Annotated in this window: 12 protein-coding genes; all 12 read right to left on the bottom strand. The window is 67.7% G+C overall.

Annotated elements, in window-relative coordinates; translation table 11 throughout:
- Entirely contained in the window at nucleotides 1–1,791 is a 1,791-nt protein-coding gene (locus IQ292_RS14815) for a methyl-accepting chemotaxis protein (protein WP_203311095.1), read from the bottom strand.
- Between the two features lie 33 nt (nucleotides 1,792–1,824).
- On the bottom strand, nucleotides 1,825–4,605 hold the full coding sequence (locus tag IQ292_RS14810; protein ID WP_203311094.1) for a TonB-dependent receptor: 2,781 nt from the start codon (nucleotides 4,603–4,605) through the stop codon (nucleotides 1,825–1,827).
- 144 nt (nucleotides 4,606–4,749) lie between these two features.
- Nucleotides 4,750–6,093 (bottom strand): glycoside hydrolase family 27 protein, encoded by a 1,344-nt coding sequence (locus IQ292_RS14805; RefSeq protein WP_420853705.1) that lies wholly within the window; start codon nucleotides 6,091–6,093, stop codon nucleotides 4,750–4,752.
- Nucleotides 6,094–6,182: 89 nt separating this feature from the next.
- Nucleotides 6,183–8,558 (bottom strand): hypothetical protein, encoded by a 2,376-nt coding sequence (locus IQ292_RS14800; RefSeq protein ID WP_203311093.1) that lies wholly within the window; start codon nucleotides 8,556–8,558, stop codon nucleotides 6,183–6,185.
- Between the two features lie 91 nt (nucleotides 8,559–8,649).
- Nucleotides 8,650–9,003, bottom strand: coding sequence for a hypothetical protein (locus IQ292_RS14795; protein WP_287979587.1), 354 nt, complete (start codon nucleotides 9,001–9,003; stop codon nucleotides 8,650–8,652).
- Entirely contained in the window at nucleotides 9,000–9,539 is a 540-nt protein-coding gene (locus IQ292_RS14790) for a pseudouridine synthase (protein ID WP_203311092.1), read from the bottom strand. Before IQ292_RS14790 ends, IQ292_RS14795 begins: the two co-directional genes overlap by 4 nt.
- On the bottom strand, nucleotides 9,536–11,149 hold the full coding sequence (locus IQ292_RS14785) for an NAD(P)/FAD-dependent oxidoreductase (protein WP_203311091.1): 1,614 nt from the start codon (nucleotides 11,147–11,149) through the stop codon (nucleotides 9,536–9,538). Before IQ292_RS14785 ends, IQ292_RS14790 begins: the two co-directional genes overlap by 4 nt.
- A gap of 534 nt (nucleotides 11,150–11,683) precedes the next feature.
- Complete coding sequence (locus IQ292_RS14780) at nucleotides 11,684–12,742, bottom strand: LacI family DNA-binding transcriptional regulator (RefSeq protein WP_203311090.1); 1,059 nt, start codon at nucleotides 12,740–12,742, stop codon at nucleotides 11,684–11,686.
- Entirely contained in the window at nucleotides 12,742–14,247 is a 1,506-nt protein-coding gene (locus IQ292_RS14775) for a tryptophan halogenase family protein (RefSeq protein WP_203311089.1), read from the bottom strand. The genes IQ292_RS14780 and IQ292_RS14775 overlap by 1 nt, the downstream gene beginning before the upstream one ends.
- Nucleotides 14,244–15,275 (bottom strand): cupin-like domain-containing protein, encoded by a 1,032-nt coding sequence (locus IQ292_RS14770; RefSeq protein WP_203311088.1) that lies wholly within the window; start codon nucleotides 15,273–15,275, stop codon nucleotides 14,244–14,246. The genes IQ292_RS14775 and IQ292_RS14770 overlap by 4 nt, the downstream gene beginning before the upstream one ends.
- Nucleotides 15,268–15,990: a SapC family protein gene (locus IQ292_RS14765; RefSeq protein WP_203311087.1), complete on the bottom strand. Its 723-nt coding sequence runs from the start codon at nucleotides 15,988–15,990 to the stop codon at nucleotides 15,268–15,270. The genes IQ292_RS14770 and IQ292_RS14765 overlap by 8 nt, the downstream gene beginning before the upstream one ends.
- A gap of 99 nt (nucleotides 15,991–16,089) precedes the next feature.
- Nucleotides 16,090–19,134, bottom strand: coding sequence for a TonB-dependent receptor (locus IQ292_RS14760; RefSeq protein ID WP_203311086.1), 3,045 nt, complete (start codon nucleotides 19,132–19,134; stop codon nucleotides 16,090–16,092).
- Between the last annotated feature and the right edge of the window lie 73 nt (nucleotides 19,135–19,207).

Here is a 19,207-nt window from a genome sequence, read left to right as displayed (position 1 = left end):
TCAGAACACATCCCAATCGCCATTGGCAACGCGACGTGCCGGCTGGGCGCTGCGAACGGGCGGCGCGAGGCGCGCGGGCCGGGTGACCGGCGCCGCCGCCGGCATTTCGTCGACGACGAAGGTCGCCACCGAGGCGGCGAGCGCTTCCGCTTCCTCGACGAGACGTCGCGACGCGGCGGAGGTTTCCTCGACCATCGCGGCATTCTGCTGCGTCATGCCGTCCATCTCGCCGATCGCCACGTTGATCTGGCCAAGGCTCGTCGCCTGATGATCCGACGAGCGGGCGATGGCCTCCACCGCCGCGCTGACGGCGGCGACCCGTTCGATGATCCGGGCCAGCGCCTGGCCGGTCTGGTCGACCAGCGCGACGCCCGCCTTCACATGGGTGGAGGCGGCGCCGACGCGCGTCTTCACTTCCGTCGCGGCATCGGCGGAGCGCTGGGCAAGCGCGCGGACCTCGCTGGCGACGACGGCAAAACCCTTGCCGGCCTCTCCCGCCCGGGCGGCTTCGACGCCGGCGTTGAGCGCGAGCAGGTTGGTCTGGAAGGCGATGCCGTCGATCAGGCTGATGATCGCGGCGATCTCGTTGCTGGCTTGTTCGATGCCGTTCATCGCCCCGATCGCCTCGCGCACGATGTTTCCGCCATGCTGCGCTTCGTCGTGCGCCTGCGCCATGGCGGTGCTCGCCTGCGTCGCGGCGCCGGCATCGTCCCGGATCGAGCGCGTCACCTCGTCCAGCGCGGCCGCCGATTCCTGCAAGGCGGCAGCCTGTTGCTCGGTACGCTGCGCGAGATCGAGGGCGGCATGATGGATCTCGCCCGAATTCAGCTTGATCGTGCGAACGCTGTGGCTGACGTCGCCCAGCACGCGCGACAGGCTCTGGGTCGCGCTGTTGAAGTCGTCGGACAGGCTGCGGAAGGCGACGGGTACGTCGGTGATCCGCGCGGTGAGATCCGCGTCCGACAGGCGATGCAATGCGCCGCCGATCGCGGTCATCGCCTTTGCCCGATCGGCGTCATCGGCGACCTTCGCGGCGGCCGTGTCGCGGAACACTTCGACGGCGCGTCCCATGTCGCCCAGTTCGTCCGCCCGCGTCGCCGCCTCGACGGCGATGTCGTGCCGCCCTGCGGCGAGCGTCGCCATCGCCTGCGTCAGCGTGGTGATCGGCCGCGCGATCTGGCGGCTCAGCAGCATGGACAGGCTGATCGCGACCCCGATCAACGCGATGCCGCCGACGGCGAGCGCCACCAGCGAGGCCAGGATGGCACTGTCCTGACGCGCTGCATTGCGCGCCATGCGCTCGGTCTCCGTCGAGCGCAGATCGCGCAGCGGCAGCGCGACCTTGCTGACCAGTACCGCGGCGCCGGCCCCGCGTACCGCCGCCTGAGCGTCTTCACGCCGGCCGGCCTTGACCCAGCCGATCAGCCGGTCGCCCCAGTTGCTGCGCCATTTGTGCGTCTCGGCGACCGCCTCGCGCACCTGGGCCAGTTGGACAGGATCGGTCAGCATCCGCTGGAGTTCGACCGCAGTCTGATCGAACTCGGTGCGGCCCTCGTCGTAGGACTTCAGGTAGCTGGGATCCGCCGTCACCAGAAAGCCACGGAACTGGCTGTTCTGGCGCAGGATTGCGGTCTCTAGCGTCAGCGCCTTGGCATAGATGGTCTGGCTGACGTTGTTCTGCTCGGTGGTGCGGTCGATCATCAGGATGGTGCCGAGCAGCACCAGCATGACGATCGCCGCCGAGGCGTTGATCGCGAGGAAGGAAAGGCCGAGCTTGCGCGGGATCTTCATGGGATCAGGGATGTCCGTTCTGGAAGGTCGGGATCAGAAGCGCGAGCGCAGCGTCACGCCGTAGGTCCGCGGTTCGGCAAGGAACGAGGCGAAGATCGCATTGCCGGCCGCATAGGTCGGCGAACCGAACCGGGCGACCTGCGACAGGCTTCCGGCGCCCTGGAACGGCGCTGCAAAGGCTACCTGCTGGTAGTTGGTGTTGAGGATGTTCTGGCCCCAGAACTCGATCGCCCAGCGCTGATCGCGGCCGCGGATGCCGACGCGGGCGTTGACCAGGACATAGCCGTCCTGGATCTTCTCCGCGAACAGGTCGGAGCCGGTGTTGTAGTCGCTCGTCATGCGCCCATCGGCATAAAAGAGCGCGGTGAGCCCGTTCGATCCGATCCGCGGCGTGAAGGTCGCAGAGGTGGTGACCGTGTGGCGCGGCGCGTTCGACATCTGGCTGCCGGGCAGAAGGAAGAGCGCGTTGTTGAGCGCCTCGCCGGCATCGCTGCCGACCAGATCGTTGCGATATTGCGTGTGCGCGTAGGTGTAGCCCAGGTTGAAGGCGAGGTCGGGGGCGGGATAGGCACCCGCCTCGAGCTCGAAGCCCTGCGTGACGACGCCGGCCTTCACCTTGCCGGTGCAGGCGCCGGTCGCCGCCGAATCGTCCTGATCCGCACCGTTGAGCGGCGTGCTGCACGACCCGATGTTCTGGACGATATAGTTCGTGCCGTTGAAGGTGTTGAGCTGGAAGTTCTTGAATGCCGAGCGGAAGGCGGCGAGGTTCGCGGTGAATTTCGGCGTCGCGTATTTGATGCCGACCTCGAACGCCTGAACCGTCTCGGGATCGAAGCGCAGGTTGCTGGCGCTCGACGCGGTCGGCGTCGCGAACACGGTGGCCGACAGGTCCGACCGGTCGAGATTGTAGCCGCCCGCCTTGTAGCCGCGGGCGTAGGACGCATAGAGCAGCGTGCTGGGCGCCGGCTTCCACGACAGGACGCCGGTTCCGGTGAACTGGCCCTCGCGGATCGAGTCCTTGATGGGCACGCCGGTCAGCGCCGACGTCGAGTTGCCGGTGCAGGTCAGCGTGATGATCCCGCCGATCAGCGGCTTCAGCGCCGCGGGCACCGCCGCGCTGGCGAGCAGCGGGCTGAGCGCCGCCTGCTGCGCCGGGCATACCGTGTTGTTGTTGTTGAAGCTGGCGTTCAGCGACTTGTGCTCGTTGGTGTAGCGCAGGCCGCCGGTCACGCTGAGCGTGTCGGTGATCTTGAAGATGTTGTGCGTGAAGAAGGCGTAGTTGCTGCTCGTCTGATCGTAGACGTCGCGCAGGCTGCCGACGTTGTTGACGGTGCTGAGCCGGTCGATGCCGGCGACGACGGCCGCGCCGACGCCCGCGGTGATCGCCTGCCGTCCGGTCGCGCCGCCGAGCGCCGCCACCGGCGTGCTGCCCAGGCAGCCCGGATTGGCGGGATTGCGCAGCGCGGCGAGCGGGTTGATCGTCGCGACGATGCGGCAGGCGGCGAAGGCGCCGTATTGCGAGCCGAACTTGAGGTTGTCGACGACCTCCAGATTCTCGTGCGCGTAATAGCCGCCGACCAGCCAGTCGAGCCGGTTGTTGAACAGGCCGCCGCTGAGCCGCGTTTCCTGCGTGAAGGTGTGGAACTGGCGATAGGCATTGCCGTCGTCCGGGCGATAGCCGATGTCGACATTGCCATAGTCGATGTCCGCAGCGCCCCCGGCCTTGTATTCGCGATAGGCGGTGATCGAGATCAGCTGGACCTGACCGATGTTCCAGCCCATGCGCGCCGAGCCGCCATAATCCTTCGTCACGTTGGCGTAGGCGCGACCGGGCGTGTTCGCGATCTGGCGGTTGTAGGGATCGCCCGCGCTCGGCAGCACGCCGCCGAGGCTCTGCAGGATCTGGACGATGCGGTTGCCGTTGGGGTTGATCGTGAAGTCACCGGGAACGCCGGGCGTCGGATCCAATTTCTCGCGCGTGTCGATATAGACGGCGCCGCAGCACTTTTCGTTGCGATAGGTATAGTCGCCGATCAGGCGGACCGAGAAGGTCGACGACGGCTTGTAGAAGAGCTGTCCGCGGACGAAATAGCGGTTGCGGTCGTTGTAATCGGTGTTGTTCGTGACGTCATGGTAGAAGCCGTCGCGCTTGCCGAACACGCCGTCGATCCGGAAGGCGAGCTTGTCCTTGACGATCGGACCGGTGAGCGCACCCGCCAGGCGGACGGCGTTGTAGTTGCCGTAGCTGGCCTCGCCATAGCCGCCGAAGTCGAAGGACGGATATTTGGTGTAGATGCTGATCGCGCCGGCGGATGAGTTGCGGCCGGACAGCGTCCCCTGCGGGCCGCGGAGCACCTCGATCCGCTCGACTTCGCCCAGGTCGTTGAGGCCGGAGCCGGTGCGGCTGCGATAGACGCCGTCGATGAACACCGCGACCGAGCTTTCGAGGCCCGGATTGTCGCCGACGGTACCGATGCCGCGCAGGCGCGCGGTGGCGTTGGCCTCGGAGCCGGTCGACGAAACGATGAGCGAGGGGGCCAGCTGCGCCATCTGGCGGATGTCGGTCGCGCCGGAATTCTGCAGGGCCGCGGTGCCGTAGGCGCTGACGGCGATCGGCACGTTCGACAGCCGCTCGGACCGCCGCGTCGCCGTGACGATGATGTCGGACGTGTTCTTCGAGACCGCTTCCGCCTTCGCCTTGTCCTTGTCCGTCTCCTTGCCCGTCGGCAGCGTTCCGCGCAGACCCTGCGCGCTCGCCGGCGCCACGAATGCCGCACATGCCGTCGCCGCGAGCAAATACCCCCACTTACGCATCAATCTAGCCCCACCCCTGGTTCGGTTGTCATTCCGGGGTCGGGATGTGGCGGCAAAATGCTCAAGGACGCGTTAACTGCCCGGGCAGAAAACGCGATTTTCCAATTGATTGCTTCATTCCGGATGAATCGTTCCGGTTCGCGCCTAGGCGCGCGTCAGGCGGTACAGGCCGGCGCCGTGCGGCGGAATCCGTCGTTCGACCTTGCCATTTGCCATGCCGTCGTCGCGCCGGGCCCACAGGTCGCGCACTGCGGCGCGCCGCATGCCGATGGCGGCCAGCGGCAGGGTGATCTCGCGCGCATCCTTGCCCGTGTTGAACAGCGCCAGATAGGTGTCGCCGTTCGGCGCCTTGGCCGACCAGATGCGCGTATAATCCTCGACGAAATGGGGCCGGTTGGCGTGCGAGGCCTGGTTCACCGCGATCACCTCCGGATTCGTCAGCAGGGCGGTCGTCGCCGCGTCGAGGTGGCGAAGGTCGCCTCCCATGATCAGCGGCGAGCGCGCGATCGACCACAGGGTCATCACCGTGCGCTGCTCGTCGGGGGTGAAGCGGGTGTCGCGCTGTCCCATCGCCAGCCGGCCGAGCGGCAGCATGTCCGCGTCGGGCCAGCGGCCGTCGCCCATATAGGGGTTCCAGTTCTCCAGCCGGACGAACTGCGCCTCCAGCAGGCTCCAGTCGTCCCAGAAATCGTCGGAGATGCGCCACATCTGCGCATGGCGGCGGGCGTGGTCGCCGCGCACCACCGGGGTTTCGCCGGGCGACATGCTGAGGATCATCGGCCGCCCGCTACGGTCGATCGCGCGGGCGATCGCCTCGATCTCCGGCGCGTGCGCGTCATAGGGACGGCTGAGATCGTCGACCTTGACGAAATCGACGCCCCAGCGGGCATATTCGGCGAAGACGCCGTCGTAATAGGCCTGGGCGCCCGGCCTGGTCATGTCGACGCCGTACATGTCGACGTTCCACGAGCAGGTGCTCGACGTATCCGCGATGTCGCGCGAGCGATACTGGGTGCCGAACACCGGCAGGTTCGCCGCCACCGCCGCGCGCGGGATGCCACGCATGCGATGGATACCGAAGCGCAGCCCCATCGCATGGATGTCACGCGCGAGGCGCGCGAAGCCCGTGCCGCCCGCGGCCGAAGGGAAGCGCACGGGGTCGGGCTGGAACCGCCCGAAGCCGTCCATCACCGGCACGATATCGGCGTTGTAGGCATAGCCCTTCGCGCGCGGGTCATACCATTGATGATCGATCGTGAAGATGTCGTAGCCGGCGGGGCGAAGCAGGCGCGCCATGATCGCGGCCGTGTCGCGTGCCTGCGCCTCGGTGATGGTCACGGCGAAGCTGTTCCAGCTGTTCCACCCCATCGGCGGAGTCGGCGCCAGGGGGCGCGCAGCGGTCGCCGCCCCAGACGCGGACGCCAGCGTGGGCAGGGCGGGGGTCGCGGCCATCCCGCCCAGCAAAGTGCGACGAGACATAGCAGCCATCGGATTCGCTCCCCCCGTCGCCAGCCGGCACTTGTTATGTCTGACTATATATCGCGCCGCCGCGGGGTCAATCGCGCGCGGGGAACGCGTCAGGGGAGGGATACCGTCGCGATGGCGCCCGGTGCATCGGCCAGCCGGATGTAGAGCGCGTGGCCGGCGGGTCTGGGTACGGCGACCGAGCTGCCGACGAAGCCGGGCGGCAGCGCCACCGCCTTTGCGAGGTCGGGCGTATCGCCGACCGCGGTGGCGAGGAACAGGTCGCGCCCGGCCAGCGTGCACTCGCCGGTCGTGTCAGGACAGGATAGGCCGGTCAGGACCGGCAGTCGCACGGTCTGGACGAGCGGCTGCCAATCCCCCGTCGCATCCCCCCGCCGTACGCGGTAGCGCAGCGCCCCCGAAGCCGTGGCGCCGAGGAGCGATCGCGGCACGAAGCGGGCCACGGCGATATCGTCGCCGACCCGCTGGATCGCACCCGACGCGGCAGTCAGCGTCGCGGCGGCGTCGTCCGACGCGACCTCGATCGCATCCTCGGTCGATGTGCCCCCGGCCAGGCGGAGCGACACGGCGAGCGTGCCGTCCACCGGCATGACGCCATCGGGCAGCACGATCGGCAGCGTCGCAGGCTGGGCCGGCGCGGTCACCGCGCGGTGGACGATCGTCGCGGCGGGGCGCGCCGGGGCGATGATCGCGGCGACGCTGGCGGAGCGGCCGTCCCGCAGCCGGACCAGGGCGGTCCGCGCGTCGGTCGCGGCAGGGGTCCCGTCTGCGACGAGGTCCAGGCGATCGCCGCGGTCCCCGCGCGTGAGCGTGGTCGCGACGAAATGTCGCCCGCCCAGGTCGAGCGACGCGACCTGGTCGAGCCTGGTGCCCTCCAGCACGCCAGCCCGGTCGCCCTGATGGATGAAGAAACGATCGAGCCGGCTCGCCTCGGCACGGGCGGTCAGCGTGATGGTGTCGGGCGCCGTGGTGCCGAAGCGGGTGATCGCCAGCGACAGCGTGCCCGGCTTCGCACCGGCGAGCGGCAGCTGCGCCTCGGCCCGATCGGGCGCGACGGCCTTCCACGGCACGGGTCGCGTCTCGCCGTCGGCAAGCCTCAGCGTCGCTTGCGATACGCAGGCGGAGGACTCGCCGGTCAGCACCAGCGGCTGTTCGCGTCCGACGACGACGGTGGCATCGGGTCGCGGCGTCCATGTGCCATCGCCGCCATATTGAACGGGGAGGCGCGGCCCGGTGAACGGATCGAATCCCCACTCGCCCTGCAACACCGCCTGGCGGATCGGACCCGACACCGGCAGCGCGGTGCCCGGCGCGAGGCGGATGCCGCCGCCTTCCGCGTCCGGCACGACCGGCAGATCGGCCGTGCGGCCGCCGTCGCCGACGAGGTGCAGCCGGAGATCGCGCGCGTATCGCGTGGCGAAGAGCAGCGACGCGTCGTCGATCGGCATGACGAGGTCCGGCCGCGCGAGGCACACCGGCGCGGCCGAGCCCGCCCGCCAGAGCGGCGCTGGCGCCGCACCGATCGGCGGCATCGGCACGACCAGCACCGAGCGCGGGTTCTGGAACGAAGGCGCGCTGTTGAGCAGAAGATGGGTTGCCTCGCCGCGTCCGAGCGCCAGCGTCGGCAGATACTGGTATTGCGCGCTGCGGAACGCCCCGAACAGCTTCGCCACGTCGCGCACAAGGCCGATATAGGGACTGTAATAGCCGGCGCCCCCCTCGGGCGTGGCCGCGACCTGATAGGCGAGGTCGACGGGTGCGCCGGTCAGCGTGTCGGTCAGCGTCGCGCCGCGCTGGGCGTTGAGGACGAGGTCGTCGCGGTTCTGCGTCAGGCATTCCGCCTGCTGGTCGCGCGGCCTGGCGAGACAGTCGGCGTTGAACTTGATGCGCAGCATGTTGGCGAGCACCGGCGCCGCCTTGCCCAGCCGTTCGGGGTCCGCATCGCCGATCCTGCCGATCGCGTCGACGAAGGTGTCGAGCCGGGCGCGGTCGAGCGAAGCCTGGTACAGATCCTGCGCCGCGCGAACGAAGATGCCGGGGCGGCCGCGCACCGCGTCGCGCACTGAGTCGAAGCCGCCGCCAGCCTGCGGTGCGAGCAGCAGCACCGCCTGGCGCGCGCCCTGCGGCACCGCGATATCGAGCACGTTCTTCTTCCGCCGCCAGCTCTCCACCGCATAGAACCAGTCCTTTGGCGGCGGGTTCGTCGCGCCGCGCAAAAAGGCGACCATCAGAACGTAATGTGCGGACTGATCTGCCGGCAGCAGCGCCCGCGCGACGAGGCGGTCGCCGGGCTGGAGCGAGGGCACCTGCGGTAGCGGCAGCGAGCGGCCACCCCGGTGCACGGTGACGGAGACGTCCGGGCCGGCCAGATCGAAGCTGTTCCCCTGCGCGCTCGCCGCGACGGGCGCAACGAAGAGGGCGGCGGGCAGGGCGACGGACGCGAGGACACGGACGAGCGAGCGGACCATGGCCGCGGTTCATAGGCGGCGAACCGGGGCAGGGCCATGGCGGGATGATGACAAAGACGTCCTCGGCACGCCATGTTTGGCCATCGACGGCCTACCGGCCGTGCAGCGCCGCCAGCGCGATGCCGGCGAGATTTTGCGTGCGCTTGACGTAGCGCAGGCGCCATCGGCCACCCAGGGCATGGTAGGCCGCCTGATGGTGGCGATAGGCCGGCGGGCAGCGCACGTCCCCATTCGCCTGAGCGATCACCGCCGCAGCATCGCCCAGCAGGACCACCTTTTCCCATTGGCGCGCCCCGGCCAGCGACGCCGCGGCGAGCAGCGCGAGCCATTCGGCGTCCATGCTGGTGCCGGGGCCGAGGTCGCATCGGATGTGGCTTTGCCCCGCCGCGACGACCGCCGTCTCCATGCCGGCGGGCCGCAGGCCACCGTCGAAGAAGATCTTCACGCGACGCGCCAGGCGCCGGGGGCGAGGCCGTCGAGCGTCCAATCGCCGATCCGCCAGCGTATCAGCCGCAAGGTCGGATGGCCGACCGCCGCGGTCATCCGACGCACCTGCCGGTTACGCCCCTCCCGGATCGTCAGACGCAGCCAGCAATCGGGAATGGTGGCGCGGACGCGGATCGGTGGCACGCGCGGCCAGAGCGCCGGATCGTCGATCCGCTCGACCTCGGCGGGGCGGGTGGGGCCGTCCTTCAGCATCACGCCGCGACGCAGGGCAGCGAGGGCCGCCGCGTCCGGTTCGCGCTCCACCTGGACGAGGTAGGTCTTGGGCAGCTTGAACTTCGGGTCTGCGATCCGTGCCTGCAGCCGGCCGTCGTCGGTCAGGAGCAACAGTCCCTCGCTGTCGCGATCGAGCCGTCCCGCCGGATAGACGTTTGGCAGGTCGATATAGGCTGACAAGGTTGCGCGGCTCGTCGCAGCGTTCCGGTCCGTGAACTGGCTGAGCACGTCATAGGGCTTGTTGAACGCGATCAGCGTCATGCCGCCATGCTCGCCGCCACCGCCTCTGCCACCTTGATGCCGTCGACCGCGGCGGACAGGATGCCGCCCGCATAACCCGCGCCTTCGCCCGCCGGGAACAGGCCGATCGTGTTGACGCTCTGGAAGTCGTCGCCGCGGGTGAAGCGAACGGGGGAGGAGGTGCGCGTCTCCACGCCCGTCATCACCACGTCGGGATGATCATAGCCCGCGATCTGGCGACCGAAGACGGGGATCGCTTCGCGCATCGCCGCGATGGCGAAGTCGGGCAGGCAGGCGGCGAGGTCCGTCGGCGTTACGCCGGGGCGGTACGAGGGGACGACGCTGCCCAGGCTCGTCGACGGGCGTCCCGCCAGGAAGTCGCCGACCCGCTGCGCCGGCGCCCGATAGTTCGAGCCGCCCGCGACGAACGCGCGCGACTCCAGGTCCCGTTGCAGCGCCAGACCGGCGAGCGGGTCGCCCGGAAAATCGCGGGCCGGATCGATCGCGACGACGAAGCCGGAATTGGCATTGCGCTCGTTGCGCGAATACTGGCTCATGCCGTTGGTCGCGACGCGTCCCTCTTCCGAGGTGGCGGCGACGACGGTGCCGCCCGGGCACATGCAGAAGCTGTAGACGGTGCGACCGTTCGAACAATGGTGCGAAATGTGGTATTCGGCCGCGCCCAGGATGCGGTTTCCGGCATCCTGTCCGAACCGTGCGCGGTCGATCCAGCTTTGCGGATGTTCGATCCGCACGCCGATCGAGAAGGGCTTGGCCTCGACGAAGACACCCGCCTCCTGAAGCATCGCGAAGGTGTCGCGGGCGCTATGGCCGATCGCCATGACGACATGGCTCGCCGCCAGATACGATCCGTCGTGCAGGTGCAGCCCGCGCAGACGCCGCTCGCCGGTGGCGTCGGTGTGGACGTCCAGTCCGTCGACGCGCGTCTGGAAGCGATATTCACCGCCCAGCGCCTCGATGCTTTCGCGCAGGCTCTCAACCATGGTCACCAGGCGAAAGGTGCCGATGTGCGGGTGCGCCTCCGTCAGGATCTCCTCCGGCGCGCCCGCCTTGACGAATTCGGTCAGCACCTTGCGGTTCAGGTGACGGGGATCCTTGATGCGGCTGTACAATTTGCCGTCGGAGAAGGTGCCGGCGCCGCCTTCGCCATATTGGACGTTCGATTCTGGGTTCAGCACGCTCTTGCGCCACAGGCCCCAGGTGTCTTTCGTCCGCTCGCGCACCAGTTTGCCCCGCTCGAGCAGGATGGGACGATAACCTGACTGGGCGAGGATCAGCGCCGCGAAGAGGCCGCAAGGGCCTGCGCCGATCACGACGGGCCGCTGTGCGCCGGACGGCGGCGGCGCCGGCGGCCGATAGCGGGTATCGGGTGTCGGTCCGACGTCGCGGTCGCGGCGGAAGCGTGCGAGCACGGCGCCCTCGTTCTTCACCGCGACGTCCACGGAATAGACGAGCTGGATGTCGGCCTGATCGCGCGCATCGTGGCCGCGCCGCGCGACGGTGAAGCGGATCAGGTCGCGCGGGGTGATACGAAGCCGGCGGATGATCGCGGCGGGAAGGGCTTCGTCGGCATGGTGCAGGGGCAGCTTGAGTTCGGTCACGCGGATCATGGGGACGCGCCATACATCGGGATCGAACCGCGTGCGATGGGGCAGCGAATGGCGGAGGCAGCGCAGCCGCATCTCGGCCGAACATGCGCCGCAGACCGATGCTCGATCGCCCCATAGGGTCCCGTGTCCCGATACGGAACGTAAGCCTCTGAATAGAAGGCGCGAATTAACCACGAATCCCTGATCGGCAGGGGTAGAATCCGCCATTTAGGGTCGGGTTGTAAGATTGCGGAAAGATTTCAGTCCTTAAAACGAACCTATAGGCAATCGATTGTAGTGGAGGGGTTCATGCAACGTTGTCGGGAAATCGAACTGTTGAAAGATCGGCTCGAAGAGGCGCTCGCGCTCGCAGATGCCTGTGCGCTTTGGACGGCCGCAGCGCATATATCCCATAGTCTCGACCTCATTCCGGCATCGGAATCGCAATTCCGGGGGCGTGTGCCGCTCATCCTCTGACCGGACACTTTTCCGTGCACCGGTCGGCACGAACCCTGGGGGGGGTACGCGCCCGCTGCTGCGCGGACGGGGATCGCCCTAGCGGCGATCCCCGGGTCTTCCGGTCGACCCGCGAACGACCAAGGTCGCCGAGAAGATCACGGGATCAGGGGAGGTGGGGCGACCCGCCTTTTCCGCGATCACCAGGTCGACGGCGCGTGCGGTCATGTCGGCGATCGGCTGGACAATCGCCGTCAGGGGCGGCCTGACGAAGCGTACGATGGGAGTGTCGTCGAAGCTGACCACCGACAGCGCGTCGGGAACGGCGAGGCCGCGCTCCCGCGCCACCTCCATCGTCGCCAACGCCATCTGGTCGTTGCTGGCGATGATCGCCGTCGGGGGAGCGGCCGAGGCGAGCAGCCCTGTCGCTGCCTCGCGACCGGAGGCGTAACCGAAGTCGCCGCGCAGCAGCAGGCTTTCCGTCTCGAGACCGGCCGCCGCCATCGCGGCCTGCCAGCCGTCGATTCGCCACCCGCTCAGCTCATAGTCGGGCGGTCCCGCGATGAAGCCGATGCGGCGATGGCCCAGCGCCAGCAGATGCTCCGTCGCCAGGCGCGCGGCACCGGCGTCGTCCATCGCCACCGCAAAGCCCGGACCCGGCTTGGGCGAGCCGATGCGGGCGAAGCTGATCCCCTGCGCCTCGAGCAGGTCGGTGATCTGCGGGTTGTCCGAATGCGGCGGTGTCAGGATGACGCCGTCGGGCTGCAACGCGGCGATCGCGCCCATCAGTTCGCGCGCGATATGGTCGCTGTGCGTATCGACGAGTTCGACGATCAGCCGATAGCCGTGGTCCGCGCAGGTCAGCATGCCGCCCAGCATCATCTGGTCGACCCAGTCGGCGCCCTGCCGGTTGCGCCAGTCCGCGATGGTGCGATCGCGGTCGTTGAGCGCGACGATCAGATAGGAGCGCGATCCGCCCATGCGCTGTGCGGCGATCGACGGCACGTAGCCGAGCTTGTCGATCGACGCGCGCACCCGATCCATCATCTCGGGCCGGACGTTCGGCTCCTTGTTGATGACGCGGCTGACGGTCTGGAGGGAGACGCCGGCATCGGCGGCGACGTGGCGGATGGTCACCGCCTGGCGACGCCGCGGCATCAGGCGGGTGCCGCGCCGCAATAGCGCGAAACATAGGCGGCATGCTGCGGCAGGCCGCGTACGGTCGCCTCCACGCCCTGCCGCAACCCGTCGAGGAAGCGGGCGAGCTCGTCGTCGGGCAGCTTGGCGGCGATCGGGTGATGGGTGAGCGGCGTCAGACCCTGGCCGAGCATGACCTGGATCCAGCTGTTCTCCGCGAACAGCTCGTCGTTGCGGCGGAAGACCCGCCCCGTCTCGCGGAACAGGCCGATCTTCTGCGCGAGGCTGTCGGGGATATCCATCGCCGCGCACTGCCGCCAGAAGGCGGAATCGCGGCGCTCGGTGACCTTGTAATGGAGGATCAGGAAGTCGCGGATCTGCTCCATGTCGGTGAGTTGCTGGTCGTTGAACTCGGCGATGTCGTGCGCGGAAATCGGCCCGGGCGGCAACAGCCGGATCAGGCGCAGGATCGCGCGCTGGATCAGATGGATGCTCGTCGATTCCAGCGGCTCCATGAAACCGCCGGCGAGGCCGATCGCGATACAGTTGCGATGCCACTGCTTCCGCCGCGCGCCGGTGACGAAGCGCAGCCGGTTGGGCTCGGTGAGTACCGCGCCCTCGACATTGCCGAGCAGGCGGTCGAGCGCGGCGTCCTGCGTCAGGTAGCGGCTGCAATAGACGATGCCGTTGCCGACGCGGTGCTGCAGCGGGATACGCCATTGCCAGCCGGCGTCATGCGCCATGGCGCGCGTATAGGGGACGGGCGGGCGCACGCTCTCGGTCTGCACCGCGATCGCGGCGTCGCAGGGAAGCCAGTGCGTCCAGTCGTCATACCCGACGTGCAGCGCCTGTTCGATCAGCAGCGCGCGAAAGCCCGTACAGTCGAGGAACAGGTCGCCGGCGACGCGCTGGCCGTCATCGAGCACGAGCGCCGCGATATCGCCGCTCTCGCCGTCGAGCTCGACCCGCGCGATGCGACCCTCGATCCGGGTGGCGCCGTCGCCCTCCGCCATCTTGCGCAAGAAGCGGCCGTAGAGCGTCGAATCGAGCTGATAGGCGTAGCTCATTCGGTCGTCGGGCAGGTGCGCGAACTTGCCCTCGCGCGCGGCCATCAGTTCGAGGCAATAGTCGTCGTAGGACCGGTCGTGGCCGCGGGCACGCCCTTCGAGCCAGAAATGCTGGAAGCCGGCCGCCCAATGGTCCTTTCCGGTCAGGCCGAAAGCATGGAAATAGCTGTCGTTCGGCCCCTTCCAGCCGTCGAACTGGATGCCCAGCTTGAAGGTCGCCTGCGTGGCGGCCATGAACTCCGCCTCGTTGATCCCGAGCAGGCGGTTGAAGGTGATCAACGGCGGGATCGTCGATTCACCGACGCCGACCGTGCCGATGGCGTCGGATTCGACGAGCGTCACGGTCGCCGTCCGCCCGAGTGTCCGGGTCAGGGCCGCCGCCGCCATCCAGCCTGCGGTGCCTCCGCCCGCAACGACGATGCGCCGTGGCGCGATGCGGGGCGGCGTGACGTCGCTCATCGGCTGAGCGCCCGCATGAGATAGCCGCGCAGCCGCGCAGCCAGTTCGGGCGTCATCGGGTCCAGCACCCCGCGGCCGCCCGCCGGGATATGATCCGTGACCGAGGCATCGTTGTCGAAGACGTAATAGTCGAACATGTCGCGCCAATGCGCCTTCTCGTCCGCCGGCAGATCGCGGATCGCCATCATCGCGTGGTTGAGGACTTCCTGCGGTTGGCCCATCCATCGCGGCGTCTCGCGCCACCAATAATTGACGAGGACGTTGAAGTCCTCGAGCCCCTCGACATGATGCCACCAGAGGGCGGGGATGTAGAGCGCATCGCCGGGCGCCATCTCCACGACCTGGCCATGCGCCATCGCTTCCGCGAAGCGCGGATGGCGGACGAGGTCGGGATTGCTGAAATCGACCATGCTGACCGCCCGGCCCGCGGGGGTATTGTCGACCGGCCCGAGGTAGAGGTTGCGGAACTGCTCGCGCGGGAAGAGCGTGAAGCGCCGCCGGCCGACCGCCACCACCGCGAGGTTGTTGGGCACGTCGTTGTGCGCGGCGATGCGCGTGCGCGTCCCCATCCAGATGCTGGCGAGCGGCTCGCGATCGCCCAGATCGACATGATTGGCGGCGTGCAGCCCCTCGAAATACTGATGCACGTCGATCGAGGCGAGATAGACGACCGGCGCCTCCGGCTTGCCGGCGAAGGCCGCGATGCGCGCGAAGATCTCCGGCAGCTTTGCTTCGAACGTGCGGAAATTCATCGCCATCGCATCGTCGTAGAACAACCGACCGCCGCTGCCCGGCTGACCGACCGAGACGGTGAAGGGTTTGTCGCGGTGATGGGCGAGCAGATAGGCACGGGCCGCGTCCCCGGATCGCCGGCCCGCCTCCACGAGCGGCCAGCCGGCGGCGAGCCCGCGCACGACGAACGGCTGCTGTGCCGTCCGCAACCGGACGTCGAGTTCGGCGGCGTCGGCAATGGCGACCTCGGCCACCGCTGCAAGACCCGCGAGCGGTCCGGGATCGGCCTCAGCCATGCGCGATCCGCCGGTTCCGCCGCGCAACCAGGTCGCCGAGATGCGCCAGCGAGGCGATCGCCATGTAGATGGGCATCAGATGACCGGCGGCATTGAGTTCGGCGAGGGCCTTGCCATCGAGCGCCGCGAGCTTGTCCTCGTCGATGATGTGGAAGCCGACGAGGCGGTTGCTCGATCCGTCGTCCAGCGTCACCTCCAGCGTGAAGGGTTCGAGCAGGTCGTGGCGCTGCAGGGCGGCGAAAAAGCCGGCGGATGCCCGATATCCCTCGTCGAGCGCGCCGAGCTGTTCGGCAACCTGTTCCAGATAGGGGGTCGGCTGGCCGAGTTCGTCGAACACCCGCGCGCCTTCATCGCCCGTGGCGATGCGGGGGGAGGCAAGGTCGACGTGAACCTGTTTCGCGCCCTCGCCGTCCGGTGCGCCGCCGATCAGGAACGGCTGGATGTCCATCGCCAGCGGGCGGTAGCGCGCGTCCCAGCGCCCGCCCTCGAGATAGAGATTCTCCCCATTCTCGAACCCGAACATGGCAAAGGCGGTGAAGCGGTCGCGCGTGTCGTTGAGGCGGAAGAGGATGGGATATTCGCTTTGCACCGCGCGGAATTCGGTCGGCACGGTGATGCAGCACATCTGGGCGTCGCCGAGGGCGGCGGCGCGGTCGGTACGGATGCGGAGGTTGCGATGTGCCTCCGCCGTCAGGATTGCATGCTGGCTGGTCATCGAACCTGAGTCTCGTGTCTGGACATCGCTCGGGCAGGCGTGCCGCCGCCGGACGCAAAAAGCCAGCCTTCTCGTCGAAGGCTGGCCTTAAGCGATGCGTCAGAAGGTGAAGCGCACGCCCGCGGAATAGCGCGCGTCCTGCTTCGTCACGAAGGTTATGTTGCGGTCGGAGCGCAGATGCCCGCCGCGATCCTCGCCCAGCACGTTGATCCCCTCCGCGAAGATGGTGATCATCGGGGTTATCGCATAGCTGGCGCTCGCGTCGAGCTGACCGTAGGTGTTGATATAGGTCGGGTTGATGCCCGAACCCGCCAGATATCCCTTGCGCCAGTTGTAGGCGGCGCGGGCATTGATGCCGTATTTGTCGAAGAACAGGACGGCGTTGGCACTATCCGACAGGCCGACGATCGCGAACTGCGACACGGTGGCCGGCAATGCGTTGTTATACTTCCGGTTACCGTTGACGATCGTGTAGTTCAGGATCGTGCCGAAGCCGGTGTTCCAGAAATTGTGCTGCAGCGCGAATTCGAAGCCGTCGACCGCCGCGGTCTGATTGCTGTTGAACGGCGTCGTAATGACGAAGTTGGCCAGCGGATCGCCAGGACCGGCGAGCAAGACGCCGTTCTTGCCGACATAGGCCGGGAAGTTCCGGATATAATAGTTCTGGATGAAGGCGAAGGTACCGTCATATCCCGGCGCGTTGATCGCCGCCTGATAGCGCGGCCCGTTATAGGTCACGCCGTTGATGGTCGTGGTCGGCGAGGCGACGTTAGGGATGGTCGTGTTGATCTGGGTCTGGCCGATGTAGTTCGACACGTCCTTGTGGAAATAGCCGACCGAGAAATAGCTGTCCTTGGTGTAATACCATTCGGCCGACAGGTCGATGTTCTTGGACTTGTACGGGATCAGGTTCGGATTGCCGACCGATCCGGTGCCGCCGCCGACGCGGAACAGCTGGTCGATCCGTCGACCGCCCTGCAGGCTGCCGTAATCGGCGCGGGTGATCGTGTGGCTGTACGATGCGCGCAGCTTGACGTTCTCCAGCGGCGACACGTCGAAGTCGACCGCCGGCAGCCAGTTGTGGTAGCTGCCCTTGAAGGTCGTGAAGCCGCTGCCCTGGAACAGCACGTTGAATTCGTTCTGCGAGTTCTGCTGGCCGCCGACGGGCGTCGGGACCAGGGCGCTCGCCGAGACGTCGGTATTCTCGTAGCGGACGCCTGCGATCAGGTGACCGGGGCGCGAGAACAGGTCGAACTTGCCGTTAAACTGGAAATAGGGCGCGACGGTCTTCTCGCGCACGCGCGAGTCGGTGGTGTAGGGGAGCAGGCACTGCAGATTGCCGCCGCACGTCTGATAGGCCTTGTCGGTCAATGCCAGCGCGGTCGGCAGGTCGAAGGTGAAGAACGACTTGATGATGTTCGGGTCGTTCGCGCCGCTGATCCCGGCGAACTTGTCGGGAATGCTGGTCAGCTGGAAGATGTTGTCGGGCAGCAGCGCCGCCGCGGCCGCGCGCTGCGCGGGGGTGCTGCCGCCAGCGCCGCCCCAGGTGTCGTTCTGCAGCACGCTATAGGCCGAACGCACCTTGTTGTCGGTATATTCGACGCCCCAGTCGAGGCTGTCCATGAAGCCATGGCCATTGTCGTAATGGCCGCGGACCTGCACCTGGTTGATCTCGTCGCGGAAGTAGGAATTGCGGAACGCGTTGCCGGTCGGCACGATGTTCGCCGGATTCAGCGCATCGATGCCCGGGTACATGGTGTAGGACAGCACCGGCAGATCGTGATCGAAATTGATGGTCTGGCTTTGGATGCCGAAGACCGCCGTACCGAACGAGTTGCTGTTGCCGTAGGGGCTGTTGGGCTTCGATTCCGCCGTCGAGTGATGCGCGTCCAGCGACATGGTGACGCCACCCGGCGCGTCCCAGGTGATGTTGCCGCCCAGCGACTTGTTCTCGTTGCGCACCGCCGTCTGCGAGGCGGAATAGGCGAGGTCCTTGGTCTCGCCGGCGCCGAACCGCTCGGTGTAGAAGATCGGTCCCGCGACCGGACCGTCGGTCCAGGCACTGACCGTGTCGTTATGATTGTACCAGATGCCGACGCTGTTATCGCGGATATCGATCGTGTTGCGCGAATAGGTATAGTCGATCGTCGCGGTCACGCTGTCGATCGGACGGAATTGCAGCACCGCCTGGCCGTTGATGCGTTCGCGCCGGCCGTTGACCACGTCGTAGCCGCCGTTCTGCGGCACCTGGTAGACGTCGGTCGCCTTGGGGCGGTTGGTGATGTTGGCGTAGCGCGGGTCGCCCGGTTGCGCGAGCGAACCCCAGTTGTTCTCGTTGCCCAGATAGCCGTCGCGCCACCCGATGTTCGCCTGGTTCGCGCTGAAGTTGCGCCGCTGGTAGGCGCCGGTGATGAGGATGCCGATCCGGTCGTCGGCGAAGGTGTCGGAGATGATGCCCGACACTTCGGGCGTGATGTCCTTGTGGCCGTTCTGCGACGTGTCGATCACGCCGCGCGCCGCGATCGAGCCGCGCAGGCCCGTCTTGTCGAACGGGCGCGGGGTGCGGATGTTGATCGTCGAGCCGATGCCGCCCGACGGCACCGTCGCGCGTCCGGACTTGTAGACCTCGAGCGCCGCGACGCCTTCCGACGCGATATTGGCGAAGTCGAACGAGCGCGATCCTGGCGCGCTGTTGCCGTCGCCGATGAACGAGGTCGGCATCTGCCGCCCGTTGAGCGTGACCAGATTGTATTCGGGGCCGAAACCGCGGACCGTGACGAACTGGCCCTCGCCGTTGGAGCGGTCGATCGACACGCCGGTAATGCGCTGCAGCGATTCGGCCAGGTTGGTGTCGGGGAACTTGCCCATGTCCTCGGCGCTGATCGCGTCGACGATACCTTGCGCGTTGCGCTTCAGGTCAATCGACTCGCGCAAGCTGGCGCGGATGCCGGTGACGACGATATCGCCGTCGCCCTGGCCGGCGTCGCCGGTCTGCGGCGAGGGTTGCGGATCGGTCTGCGACGGGCCGGGCTGGCCGACGGTCGCCGCCGCATCCTGCGCGCTGGCGGTCGCGGGTATCGCAAAGGCCAGGGTCGATGCACCGATGGCGAAATTCGAAAGCAGGCGAGCACGTACGCTGCGCATGAGATCCTCCCCAATAGACAAAGGCGCGGTTCCGCCGCGCTTCTTGAGAACGTTCACTTCGCGCAACTCAAAA

Source organism: Sphingomonas beigongshangi (genome assembly GCF_016820445.1).
Lineage (GTDB): Bacteria > Pseudomonadota > Alphaproteobacteria > Sphingomonadales > Sphingomonadaceae > Sphingomonas > Sphingomonas beigongshangi.
Note: the sequence above shows the minus strand (reverse complement) of the source record. Positions and strands in the feature narration are given on the sequence as shown.